This window comes from Campylobacter majalis (assembly GCF_905120465.1).
GTDB classification, from domain to species: Bacteria; Campylobacterota; Campylobacteria; order Campylobacterales; family Campylobacteraceae; genus Campylobacter_A; species Campylobacter_A majalis.
In genome coordinates this window covers 1-12,413 of sequence record NZ_CAJHOF010000027.1, presented here as the reverse complement: position 1 = coordinate 12,413, position 12,413 = coordinate 1, and the positions used below count along the sequence as shown (strand labels likewise).

The following is a 12,413-nucleotide window of genomic DNA, read 5'->3' as shown; positions in this document are numbered from 1 at the left end:
AAGCTATCTTTTATCACGCAAGAGCAAAATGTAACACTTGAGTATAAATCAAAAGCAAGTGATGATAAATTTGAGCGTTCTTACTCTGTTTTAAGGGTTAAATTTGATGAGCACCCGCATTAGCCCCTTGCAAGCACTATTTATATCATCATAACATTTTTGAAAGTCTCTTGTATAGTATGGATCAGCGACAATGTTGCTATTTGTATCCTTGCTAAAACTTAGTAAAAATTTTACCTTCTCATCAAAGTCACCAAAGCCACCAAACTCACGCCTTAGAGTGCACATGTTTTCATCATCCATGATAAGGATAAGATCAGCACTCTCATAGTCTTGCTTTGTTATGAGCCTTGCACGGTGCGCTAGCACGGGCACGCCATGCTTTTGTAAAATTTTAGCCGTTTGGTTATAAACACCCTCGCCTATCTCATCGCTATGCGTGGCACACGAGTCGATACTAGCGTCTTTGCCGGCCTTATTTATCAGATCTTGCATTATCATCTTAGCCATCGGCGAGCGACAGATATTGCCATGACAAACAAATAATAGTTTCATTTCTCTCCTTTAAATTTCATAGCATTTTAGCTAAAATTTCGTAGTTTTATGGGGTTTTTTGAGATGATTTTTTGCGGATTTATCTGACTTTTTTGCGCGCCAAGCATAGAAAAATTTCTTCCCGTATCTAAAAAATTTTGCAAATAATACTCTTGCTTATAGCCAAGCTCATACAAAGTGTTTGCCATTTGCGATATATCGCTCTCATCTAAAAGAGCACTATGAACGGTCGTTCGCACTTCAAATTTGACATTTGATGATATCAGATAGGTAAGGGTTTGGATAAAATTTTCATAAAATTTGGAGTTCGTGATATTTTTAAATTTTTCCGCACTAGCCTTAAAATCAAGCACGATATAATCAATCAGCCCCTCATCGACCGCACTTTCTTGCACCTTTGAGTAGTTTGAAATCATAGCATTTGTGGTGATGGCTGCTACCACCTCTTGTCCTGCAAAGCCAAATATCAGCACGATGAGGGTATTTGCACCAAGGGTATGCAAGTGATCTCGGTTTTTAAAGTGTGATAGCTCGTGCGCTAAGATGAAGGCCGGGGCGTTTTCGCTTGAGATATGCTTAAAAAGAGCCGTATTTACTGATAGCTCGCTTGTAAGTCACGCAGCAGCGTTTGGGGTGTCTTCATCTTTTAGTGTGATTAAAATTTTATTTTTCACATCGGTGCATTTGTTTAGCTTGGCTACGATCTTGGCTAGTTCTTGCGTTGGAGCAAGTAGCTCTTCACTCACCTTATCAACGCTTTCTTGCTTTAAAAACCACGCATACTCAGCACCCTCGGGGATAAATTTCACAGAGCCAAAATCATGGATTACTGGCAATGCTATGGTGATTACTCCGCTAAAAGATGAAATTTTAAAAAAGTTTTTGGTGTTTATACTGCCATTTGCCAATATAAAGCAAGTCATCACAGGCTCGGCACAACCGCAGATTACAAGAACAAATCTTTCGCAATTGCAAATCCCACTTCCGCCACTTATTATCCAAAAACAAATCGTAAAAGAATGCGAAAAAGTCGAGAAAGAGTATCAAAAAATCAGAATGAGTATCGAAGAATACCGTAATTTGATAAAAGCTGTCTTAGAAAAATGTGGCGTGGGGTATAGCCAAGCTACTTGATTTTATCGCTGATGCGGACTTAAAAGCTCAAATTTCATCGTTGCCGACCCCACCAAAAACTGGCTGGGAGATGATAAAGCTAGGTGGGATTTGTAGCGTTACAAGTGGCGGAACGCCTAGTAGAACAAAACCTGAATATTGGGGTGGCAATATAAATTGGATAAAATCAGAAGTTTGTCAAAATTCTTATGTTTTAGAAAATCAAGTAACAGAAAAAATCACTCAACTTGGACTAGAAAAATCATCTGCTAAAATATTAAATAAAAATTCCGTTTTGATAGCTTTGGTTGGAGCAACGATTGGAAAAGTTGGATATTTAACTTTTCAAAGCACTACAAATCAAAATATTGCAGGTCTGTATCCCTTAAATGAAAAAACATTAAATTCTAAATTCTTGTATTTTGCATCGCAAGGGTTATACTCTCAATTTAAATCTCTTGGTGGTTTTGCTATGGCGAATTTAACTTTTATAAGAAATTTACAAATCCCACTTCCGCCGCTAAAAGACCAAGAAAAAATCGTATCCGTGATAGAAAATTTAGAAAATAAAATAGAGAAATTTAAAAGTGATTTAAACGCACTAGCTTCTAAAAATCAAGAAATTTTGCAAAAATATCTGTTTAGTCAAAATGCCTAATACTAAAGTGTTACGATACGAAACGATTTTAAATTTGATATAATTTTGTTTTATTAAGGAGATGGTGGTGATACCGATTAAATATTATCGTTTTGTATTTTCATTTATGATGGGGCTATGTGTATGTCTTTTGTCATCTCTGGATCATTGACGTATATAAATTTGGGCTTAGTTGATGGTTTTGTTGGTATTTGGATGATTGGCTGGGGCAAGTCGTTTGTAGTGGCGTATCCGACACTGCTTTTGCTTTTTCCAATCGTTAGTAAGCTTGCAAAGGCTATTTGCAAAGAGTAGCTTTTGTAAAAGAGTTAATTTTGTAAATTTCAATCTTTTTTAACTCTTTTATGGTAAATTTGACATTTAAAAAGGCCCAAAAGGGCTAAAATTTAAGGAGAGAGCATGACAAAAAGAACAGGTGAAGTAACATTTCAGGGAGGCCCACTTACTATATTGGGTGATAAAATAAAGGTCGGAGATAAGGCTCCTGATTTTACTATACTGGCAAATGATTTAAGCCCTATTAAGCTAAGTGATTACGCTGGTAAAGTTGTAGTTATAGCAGTTTTTCCATCAGTTGATACTCCAGTATGTGCTATGCAGTTAGCGAAATTTAACCACGAAGCTTCAAGCTTTTCAAAAGACGTTCAACTACTATCAGTTTCAGTTGATTTGCCATTTGCGATAGGACGCTTCTGTGCTGATAAAGGTATAGAAAATGCAAAAACCGGCTCAGATCATAAAGATTTGGATTTTGGTTTAAAATATGGCTTTGTAATAGAAGAGCTTAGACTTCTTGCTCGTGGAACAATCATCGTTGATAAAGACGGCAAAATAGCTTATGCTGAGTATGTTAGTGAAGTAACAAGTGAGCCTGATTACGCTAAAGCGTTAGATGTAGTAAAAAGCCTAGCATAACCAAAACGTAGGCGTTAGAGATGGTAACGCCTACTAACACTTCTAATAACACTAACTAACATTTTACTAACACAAGGCAAGATTATGAAGCAGTTTTATGTGCTTGGTACGGCAACTGATGTAGGCAAGACGCATGTGAGTGCCTTGCTGTGTAAAAGTCTAAAAGCATATGATATAAATGTAAGCTATTATAAGCCAGTTGCAAGTGGCAACAAGCTAGATAAAAACGGCGATATGATAGTAAGTGATGTGGATTTTGTAAGAAAATTTGCTGATATTTGTAATGCTTCGTGTTCGTATGCGTATCTTAGTGCTTACTCACCGCATCTATCAGCGAGTATAGAGGGTAATGAAGCTAAAATTGGGCCTATATTGCAAAAAGCAGATGAGTTAAGACGTATTAGTCAAGTAAGCATAATCGAAGGTGCTGGTGGCGTAATATGTCCTATCGTTTATAATAAAATCATGCAAATTGATATTGTAAAGGCTGTAAATGCCCCTGTTTTGCTTGTAGCTGATGCTAGTTTGGGAGCTATAAATCAGACGTGTTTAAGTGTGAAATTTTTAAAAGATAGTAGCGTAAATATCAAAGCTATATTGTTAAATAACTATGATAAAACCAGCATTATCCACCAAGACAACGCTAAAATGATATCTGAGCTTAGTGGTGCTTGGGTGTTTAAAATAGAAAAAAATGCCAAAATTTTAAATAAAAGCGAAATTTATAAGATATTTGAAATTTAGGCGGATCATCCGCCCATATTATTTGCAGTTTGCATTAGGCTGTATTCTTGTTTCATTTGCACCCATAGAGATTAGATAAGCACTTCCTGCACTAAACTCGCACAATTTTCCTGCTTGAGTAGATGTATATATATTGCCCTCTAGCTCATACACTATCGACACACCGTCAATTACTTCGGTTTGTTCGCTTATTTTATCGCCAGCAACAGTTCCTAGTGTGCCACCCACAACGCCGCCTACAACTGCACCACTTTTACTAGAGCCACCACCCAATGCGTATCCTACAACCGCACCAGTTGCTGCACCAAGTAAGCCACCAACGACTTTGTTTGAGCTGTTTGCATTTGTGTTATCAACTGTGACTTTTGCACCAAGGATTTGTTTTATTGTTACTACTTTTACGTTTTGTTGTTGATTTAGTTCGCCTGTGTTATAGACGTTGCCACCTAGTTTGTCTTGATTACTACTTACACATCCGCTTAGGGCTAGTAGTGCTACACATGATAGTGATAAAATTTTATTTTTCATTATCTATCCTTAAAGTTAAAAATCATAGTGATTTTAACACTAAAATTTTAACTGATTTTAAATGTTTATTCTGGATCTGGACTAAAGTCATTATCTCTAAAAATCGCATAAAAATCCAAAGCCCATAGTAAAAATGCCGTGGCAACTAAAATGCTTGGCACTAATATATAAAAACTAAAAGCATAAAATGAAACAATGCTTCTAAACACTCCAGCAAGTATTAGTAAGGTAAGTGCAACTTTGCTAAGTGCGAGAAAATTTAGCTGTTGAAAACTATGTCTAAGACCTGCTATGTTAAATATAAGCATAATTGTTGCAAGGACAGCATTTATCGCTAGTAGATGAGTTGGGTACGATGTGTTAAAATTTAGCAAATAACACACCCCAAGCCAAATATATCCACCGCTTAAACACAGGGCTATTACATAGTAAAACAATATAAAATGCCTTTTTAGTAGTATGCAAAAATGCCACTCATAAAGTCTAGCAAATAGCAAAAAACCACATCCTAAAAATATATAGCCTAAAACTTGAGTAGAAAAGTTAAAAATACTAGCTAAAATCCCAATGCAAATAGCAAAAATGCTTAAATTTTTATACACAAAATTTGGCATAAATACAGCCGTTTCATACTCGCTATTTGCTCTAAGTGCTTCTTTTGCTATGACAATGCTTACGCGGTATCCTACGATTATAACGGCGATTATGTTTAGATGTATTTGTGCGTTTAGATAGGTTTGATTTAAGCTTATAATGTATGCAAAGTTTAGCACACAAAAGCTAATTAAAATCGCAACGATACTAAAATTTTTATCATTTCTATCAAGCCATAGCATATATATGCATAGCCCACTTAAATACAGCCAAAACACCAAGCTAAAGACAAAACCAAGCCATACATCATACATACCGCATCCTAAACAGAGTAAAAATATAGCAAAAAGTATGTAGGCATTTATGCTAAGGTTGCGTGGATAGTTTGCCCAATCAGGCACTGCTGTGAGTAAAAATCCAGCATAAGAAAGTGGCACAAAAAGCCCTAAAAATACAAATTTATGAAACATAACATAATCACTAGCGATATAAAATGACACACAAGCAACAATCGCACAAAATGAAGCAAGTAAGAAAAATGCTCTCATCGGATGCGTAAAAAAATCAGATAAAATCTGAGTAAAGCTTAAATTTCTAGTCATAATACACCTCGCCGTTAAATCCGTCATCTATGATGTGTTGTATATAGGCATTATCGCGTTTGTGTTGATTTATATCTAAGCTTAATATGCGTTTTACGCCCATGCCTTTTTGTGTTAAAAAATATATCTCATCGCTCATTTTTACAGCTTCAAATCTATCGTGAGTTACTAGCACAACACTCATGCCTTTACTTACACGCTCAAGCACTAAATTTATCAAAATCTCACGCATATCAGTATCAAGTCCGCTAAATGGCTCATCGAGCAAAAGCAGATCAGGCTCACTTAGCATAGCCCTTACAAAACTCACTCTAGCTCTCATGCCGCCACTTAACTCATCAGGATACTTTAGACTATCTTTTTGACTAAGCCCCACGTGTTGAAGCATAGGTAAAATTTTAGCTTCGTTTTTGGCAACTAGGGCGATATTTTTATAGGCACTTAGCCACTCTAAAAGTCTATTTTCTTGAAATAAATAGCTTGTTTTTTTAAAGCTATTTTTTATCTTGCCTCTTTTTGGTATCTCAATTTCACTAATTAATCTTAAAATCGTAGTTTTACCACATCCAGACGGTCCAAATAGCGTAACAATTTTGCCTGGTTTAACTTTTAGATTAAAATTATTAATAATTTTATCGGATAAAATTTCGTAATCAAGGTTTAAAATTTCTAACATATCTATCTCTTCCATGGCATTAAAACAATCTTTAAAGGCGTTATAACGATAGCTTCAAATAGCATGACAAATGTTATAGTAAGCACTACATACGCCATTACTTCAGTTGTGTCAAGCATGGTTCTAGCATCTGCTATCCTAGCACCGATACCATCACTTGCACCCAAAAGCTCCGCCATAACTACTATTTTTACGCCCATTGCAAACGCTACGCTAAGTGAGCCGATGATATAGCCTGTTAAGTGTGGCAGATACAAATATCGTATCTTAAGCCAAAAGCCGAGCTTATACGCATCAAATAGCTCTTTTAGCTCAGTTTTTAGGCTTTGCATAGCTATCATGGCACTAGCAAAAGTGAGTGGAGTGGTCGTGATGATGATAGTAAATATCGTGCTTACATTTCCAAAACTAAACCAAAAAAGTGCAAAAACAACCCAGATGATTGGCGAAATAGAAAGCAATATAGTGTTTAGTGGTTGCATAAATGCCGCAAAGCTTTTAAAACTACCAGCCACTAGCCCAAGCCCTATACCAAGCATAAAAGCCACACCTATACCGATACTACCGCGATATAGTGAGATTAGTATATCATTTTGATTTGATGTTAAAATTTCAATAGCTTTTTGAGATACAGCAAGTGGGGTAGGAAGCAAAAACTCTCCAAAGCTCTCAGAGCCAACTTGCCAAAGCCCAATAAGCAACATCACAACGCCAAGCGTTTTAAACGAGCTAAAAAAATAATCAATCACTTTTAAAAGACTATTTTTAGCTACTTTAATGCCGTCATTTACTATCATAAAAGATAACTTTTTGGCGGAATTTTGCCGCCGATTAGTTTTGGATTAAACTCATAAATCATGTTTATAAAATCAAAAATTTCATCACCAAGCTCACTTGCTCTAGTTACTGCAAGTTTTGATATTTTAAAGCTATTTACAAGTGCCTTAGATGGTGTTGGTAGGTAGTTTGATCCTATTTCGGCGGCACTTTGTGGGTTTGAGCTTATGAAATTTAAAGCCGCTTTTAAATCGCTCTCATAGGTATCAAAAAACTCTTTATTTTGTTCATAAAATTTACTTTGAATGATTATACCAGCTTGTGGGATTATGGCTGGTTTGTTAAATGCTCTTGCGTATTCATCGTGTATCCAAAACGCTCTTTTAACGCTTAAGCCTATCTTTTTTGCTCTTAACTCGCACACACTTGCAAGTGGCTCTAGCATTATAGCTGCGTCATACTCTTTTTGCAAAAACAACCCTAGCACTTCAGGCGGACTTTGCACATATGTTAGCTCATATTCGCTCTCATTAAGCTCAAGTTTTTTAATTATCGCACGAAAGATAATATCTGGCATATCGTTTTTAAAAGGTAGTATAATTTTTTTGCCTTTTAAGTCAGCTATATTTTTTATACTCTCATCTTTACTCATTACGCATAAAACCCCAAACGCAAGTATGTTTAAAAGTTTAAAATCAAACCCTTGATTAAGCAAATTTATACCGACGTTTAGCGGTGCCATAGTTGCGTTAATTAAGCCATTTGCCACACCTGCACGTAGTTGATCTGGATTTTTCCATGTTTTAAAGGTTATATCGTGCGTTTTTGACGATTTGCCTTGTAATGCAGCGATTGCCATTGTGACAGATGGCAGAGCCGGAGCACCGTAAAGCGATATGCTCTGTTTTGCCATTAAATTTGGTGCCATCATGCTTACGCCAAAAGCTGTGCTTAGTTTTAAAAATTCTCTTTTATTCATTTTTTATCCTTTAATATGATATATGAAAACTGATGTAAAAATTTCGCCCATGTGCTTTAATTACGTTTGGATCAAGTGCCGCAACGTGCTCACCACTAATAAACTCAGAGTAATTTTTATCAAAAACGTTATTTACTCCAGCTCTAATGCCAAAGTTGTTTTTAAACTCAACTCCAGTGTATAAATCAAGCGTAGTAAAGCCTTTGGCTGCTTGAGTTTTATCTATGCCAAAGCCAGTATTTTTATCAAAATCGCCTCTTGTTTGCTTATGAACGTATCTTAAATTTGCTCCCATATTATAGCTACCAAGTGCGAAGTAGTCGCGGTAATCAAGCTGAGTATTTAGCTCAAACGGTCTTATTTGATACAGCGGTTTATTGTCTGTTTTATTTTCGCCGTAATTATAACTTAACCCTATTTTGGTAGCAAAATTTTTAGCAAAATTATACTCCGTTTGTAGATTTGCTAAAAATAGCCTTGCATCAATATTTCTTGTAATCACGGCATTTGAGTTTATAGGCGGATTTGGTTTGGCGTGTCTTCTGTCATAGATTATTAAATCATGTGCTTCATCGTATATAAGATGTGCCAAAATTTTAAATGAATTTTCGCCTTGCATTGAGTTTAGATAGCTATTATACATTTTACTTGCGATCTCAAATCCAAGCTTTATGCGGTTGTGTCTTTCTGGTTTTATGTAAGGATTGCTTATCCAACCGTTATCGCCAAGTCCATATAGTGCGTTAAATCTTTGCATATTATCAGGCATACGATATAAGCTTTGTAGCGCTATAGTGTAACTATCTTTTGAGTTTGGTTTTAGCTCATATTTTAGCGATGCACTAAGCCCATCTTGATTTATTTTATCCTTTGTATCTTGTGCATATATGGCTTTGTATAGTTTTGCGTTTGTGTTAAGATTTACGTTTGGTGCGATAAAACTTTGATGTAAATTTTTGATTTTTACTCTGTTTGTTTCATAATTTAGCCCTAAACTTAGTGCGTTTATCTCATCGATATTGTATGTTATGGTATCGTGAATTTTATAAGTTTTTGCATGTATGTTAGCAAATCTATTGCCATTGTGAGCCCACATGCCATTAGGCATACCTTGATAGCGTTTGCCTGTGTGCTTATCTATGCTAAAAGCAAATCCAAACTGGTTATGAAGCTCATTTATACTAATATCATAATCAAAACCACTATCAAAAATAGAACGCTTTATATCCACATATGTTTTGTTTGACATACTTCTTAACGTAAAGTTATCAGCCCTTCTTTTTACGTGTCTTATTGTTGTGTTAAAATTTAGTGTATTATCTAGGTTCTCATCGCCTACTCTTACATTTACTCGTCCCACGTGTCGCTGTGTCTTTAAAGCGTCCATTTGGTGGTGCGGTTGTTTTTCATCTGTGATATTGTCATGGATATAAGTTAGTTTGATTTCGCTTATCTCATTTGGCAAATACCCAAAAATCAAGCTTTGTCCGTTTCGTTTATAACCAAAGCCTACTTTTTTACCATCGCCACCTTTATAATCATTTGCTTTTGTATAGTGCGTGTTTAAGACAGTATAGTAGTTATCACCACGGTATCTAAAAAGTGCTGAAGTATATGAGCTATGCCCGTATAAACCGCTACTTAGATGAAATTTATCGCTTGAATCGTCTAGTTTTTCTGTAACAAAGTAGTATTTTGATCGATCTGTTTTGTCAAATTGATTTATAGGCATCGTGCTAAGTGTGTTATTTGGCGTAATTGGCGGTGGCGGATTAAATGGCTTTATAGGATTTATGGCGTTTGGATCGGCTATATTTTCATACGCTAATGCCATGGTTGCAATAAAGCTAAGATAGATAAAATTTCTCATCATAATTCCTTGATAGAAGTATAAAATTTTGATAAATTATATCAATAATTTTTAAATTTTATCTTGATTTTAATCAAGATAAAATTACTCCTAAACTCAACTTTTTGCTTTTATCTTACTTAGCCATTCGTTTAGTGTTTTTTCAAATCCTATGTCGCTATTTTGATAAAATTTTAGCGGTTTTTCTAGATATTTTTGCTCTACCCAGCCACCAAAATCATGCGGATATAGATAGTGTTTTTTCTCAGGAGCTGTGTTTATAAGATATGGCGGTATTTTAAGTGGTGGCTCGTGCTTTACATAATTAATTGCTGCATTTATAGCCATATAGCTTGAGTTTGATTTTGGCGAATGTGCTAGATAAACTACGCATTGTGCCAGTATAATACGTGCTTCTGGATAGCCTATGTTTTTTACTGCCATTAATGCATTTGTCGCTACGTTTAGGGCGTTTGGATTTGCGTTGCCTATATCTTCGCTAGAAAATATCACGAGCCGCCTTGCTATAAAATCCGCACTCTCTCCATCCTCAATTAGCCTAGCTAGATAGTAAATTGATGCATCTGTGTCACTTCCACGTAAGCTTTTTATCAAAGCTGAAGCTAAATGATAGTGTGTATCATCATTGCTAACACCTTCACCAACAGCGTTAGCTCGTAAAATTTTAAGCGTTTGTAGTGTTATTTCATCTTTAAGCGTTATAGCAAACTCAAGTAAATTTAGCATACTTCTCGCGTCTCCACCACTACTTTTAAACAGGTACTCTTTTGCTTCATCGCTTATAACAAAGCTAACGTTTTTGCTAACGTGTGTTAGTAGCTTTTCAAGATCATTTGTGCTTAGCGGTTTAAACTCAAACAGCATTGAACGACTTCTGATGCCAGAGCTAAGTGTAAAAAATGGATTTTCAGTACTTGCTCCTATGATTAATGCTTGATAGTTCTCCATCGGCACAAGCAAGGCTTCTTGTTGTGTTTTGCTTAGGCGATGAACCTCGTCTATAAAAAATAGCGGTTTATTTAGAGCGTTTGTGTAGTTTTTTAATATTTTTCTAAACTCATCTATTTTGAGATTTCCCCCATCAAACTCGTAAAAATCATAATCAAGTGAGTTTGCCACCACTCTTGCAAAGCTAGTCTTTCCGCATCCTGCTACGCCATAAAACATCGAGTGAGGAATCTTGCCATTTTGTATAAATTTTTTAAAAACTGCCACGATATCTGCGTGACCACATATCTCATCAAGGGTTTTTGGACGAAATTTTAAAGCAAACATTTATAATTCTTTTTGTTGATTTTTGTATTTAATTGTATCAAAAATATAGTTATTTTAAAATAATGATATTTTAAGGTTATTAGTAGCATAATCATCTTATATTTTACCCAAAAGGATGCAAAATGCAAAAGGTTGCAAATAAAATGGCACTGATTGTGCTAGTGTTGCTTACAATATCGTTTGTTACGTTCTCAGCGATAAGTTATCAAAAGTCAAAAGATACTATCTTGCAAATGTCTAAAGATTCAAAAGAGGCCGCCGCTATAGCTTCTGAAATTTTTATAGATGATTTCTTTTCTACAACGATTTTTGTTGTTGAAGGTTTTGAAAGTTACATTAAAGAAAATCCAGAAATTTTACACGATAAAGAGAGATTTAAAAATGAGCTTGCTATATTAGCTAGGACATCTGATGCTAATGAGTTATTCATGGGATTTGAAGATACTGGCGAAATTATAGGGGCTGAGATTAAGCAAGGAGCTAAACCTACAATCTATACCTTAGGTGCCAAGGACAACTATAACGTCAAAACAAGAAACTGGTATAATCAAATGCTATCAAACAATGGTGCTTTGACATTTTCTGATCCTTATACAACTTCAACTGGTAAATACGCCATGAGTGTCGGTAAGGCTGTTATTATAAATGGCAAGATTGTAGGTGCTATAGGTGCTGATATTTATATAGACGATCTTAAAGAGGCACTTGTTGAGATTAAAGATACTCAAACATCAAGTGTGTCTATCACAGATATAAAAAGAGGGCTTTATATATACAATGAAGATTTTAAAAACATTTTATCAAAAGACGCTACGTCTATCGAAAGAAATAAGGCACTTTTAAAAGGATATAATGAGTTTGGCAATGCTGGTTTTGAGTATCATATAAATGGTATTGGTGATAGGGTTGCAGCTTGCAAGGTCTATGAAGAAGCAAACTGGCTAGTATGCTCAGCAAACTACATGAGTGACTATGATGAAATTTTAAACGAAGTTTTAACATCTCAATTAGTCTTTTCCATCCTCTTCATCATAATCATAGTTGCAATCTTAGTATTTGCTATAAACTACTTCTTACGTCCTTTATCTGGAATTTCTAATGGATTAAATTCATTCTTTAAATTCTTA

General features: G+C 35.3%; 15 protein-coding genes and 1 pseudogene. 6 read left to right on the top strand and 10 right to left on the bottom strand.

The features are described 5' to 3' along the window. Positions 1-90: 90 nt before the first annotated feature. The 3 genes and pseudogenes from LQU93_RS09420 to LQU93_RS09410 all read right to left on the bottom strand — a co-directional run bounded on the left by LQU93_RS09420 (position 91) and on the right by LQU93_RS09410 (position 1,391). Positions 91-555, bottom strand: a complete 465-nt coding sequence (locus LQU93_RS09420) for a low molecular weight protein-tyrosine-phosphatase (protein ID WP_229933632.1) — start codon at positions 553-555, stop codon at positions 91-93. Positions 556-581: 26 nt separating this feature from the next. Beyond that, positions 582-1,142: pseudogene (locus tag LQU93_RS09415) on the bottom strand (M48 family metalloprotease); the annotation flags it as partial. A 27-nt stretch (positions 1,143-1,169) separates the two neighbouring features. Further along, positions 1,170-1,391 (bottom strand): hypothetical protein, encoded by a 222-nt coding sequence (locus LQU93_RS09410; protein WP_229933631.1) that lies wholly within the window; start codon positions 1,389-1,391, stop codon positions 1,170-1,172. Positions 1,392-1,395: 4 nt separating this feature from the next. Here LQU93_RS09410 and LQU93_RS09405 point away from each other — a divergent pair, with 4 nt between their 5' ends. From LQU93_RS09405 to bioD, 5 genes are all read left to right on the top strand, one after another. Then, positions 1,396-1,689 carry a restriction endonuclease subunit S gene (locus tag LQU93_RS09405; protein WP_229933630.1) on the top strand — a complete coding sequence of 98 codons (294 nt, stop codon included), beginning with the start codon at positions 1,396-1,398 and terminating at the stop codon, positions 1,687-1,689. After that, positions 1,661-2,326 carry a restriction endonuclease subunit S gene (locus tag LQU93_RS09400; protein ID WP_229933629.1) on the top strand — a complete coding sequence of 222 codons (666 nt, stop codon included), beginning with the start codon at positions 1,661-1,663 and terminating at the stop codon, positions 2,324-2,326. Before LQU93_RS09405 ends, LQU93_RS09400 begins: the two co-directional genes overlap by 29 nt. Before the next feature lie 123 nt (positions 2,327-2,449). Then, on the top strand, positions 2,450-2,620 hold the full coding sequence (locus LQU93_RS09395) for a DUF2798 domain-containing protein (protein WP_229933628.1): 171 nt from the start codon (positions 2,450-2,452) through the stop codon (positions 2,618-2,620). 105 nt (positions 2,621-2,725) lie between these two features. Continuing rightward, on the top strand, positions 2,726-3,241 hold the full coding sequence (tpx, locus tag LQU93_RS09390; RefSeq protein WP_229933627.1) for a thiol peroxidase: 516 nt from the start codon (positions 2,726-2,728) through the stop codon (positions 3,239-3,241). A gap of 84 nt (positions 3,242-3,325) precedes the next feature. After that, a complete protein-coding gene (gene bioD, locus LQU93_RS09385; protein WP_229933626.1) occupies positions 3,326-3,985 on the top strand; it encodes a dethiobiotin synthase in 660 nt (219 codons plus the stop codon). Positions 3,986-4,003: 18 nt separating this feature from the next. On the opposite strand, the gene LQU93_RS09380 is transcribed toward bioD, so the two are convergent. The 7 genes from LQU93_RS09380 to LQU93_RS09350 form a co-directional block, all read right to left on the bottom strand. After that, positions 4,004-4,513: an outer membrane lipoprotein gene (locus LQU93_RS09380; RefSeq protein WP_229933625.1), complete on the bottom strand. Its 510-nt coding sequence runs from the start codon at positions 4,511-4,513 to the stop codon at positions 4,004-4,006. 65 nt (positions 4,514-4,578) lie between these two features. Next, positions 4,579-5,709, bottom strand: a complete 1,131-nt coding sequence (locus LQU93_RS09375) for an NnrS family protein (RefSeq protein ID WP_229933624.1) — start codon at positions 5,707-5,709, stop codon at positions 4,579-4,581. Beyond that, positions 5,702-6,400, bottom strand: a complete 699-nt coding sequence (locus tag LQU93_RS09370) for an ABC transporter ATP-binding protein (RefSeq protein ID WP_229933623.1) — start codon at positions 6,398-6,400, stop codon at positions 5,702-5,704. Before LQU93_RS09370 ends, LQU93_RS09375 begins: the two co-directional genes overlap by 8 nt. Further along, on the bottom strand, positions 6,388-7,182 hold the full coding sequence (locus tag LQU93_RS09365; protein ID WP_229933622.1) for an ABC transporter permease: 795 nt from the start codon (positions 7,180-7,182) through the stop codon (positions 6,388-6,390). Before LQU93_RS09365 ends, LQU93_RS09370 begins: the two co-directional genes overlap by 13 nt. Then, positions 7,179-8,141: an ABC transporter substrate-binding protein gene (locus tag LQU93_RS09360; RefSeq protein ID WP_229933621.1), complete on the bottom strand. Its 963-nt coding sequence runs from the start codon at positions 8,139-8,141 to the stop codon at positions 7,179-7,181. Before LQU93_RS09360 ends, LQU93_RS09365 begins: the two co-directional genes overlap by 4 nt. 10 nt (positions 8,142-8,151) lie before the next feature. After that, on the bottom strand, positions 8,152-10,011 hold the full coding sequence (locus LQU93_RS09355) for a TonB-dependent receptor domain-containing protein (RefSeq protein ID WP_229933620.1): 1,860 nt from the start codon (positions 10,009-10,011) through the stop codon (positions 8,152-8,154). 96 nt (positions 10,012-10,107) lie between these two features. Next, entirely contained in the window at positions 10,108-11,286 is a 1,179-nt protein-coding gene (locus LQU93_RS09350; protein ID WP_229933619.1) for a replication-associated recombination protein A, read from the bottom strand. A 122-nt stretch (positions 11,287-11,408) separates the two neighbouring features. Between LQU93_RS09350 and LQU93_RS09345 the strand changes: the two genes are divergently transcribed. Beyond that, the coding region (locus LQU93_RS09345; protein WP_229933618.1) for a PDC sensor domain-containing protein at positions 11,409-12,413 on the top strand (1,005 nt) is incomplete at its 3' end.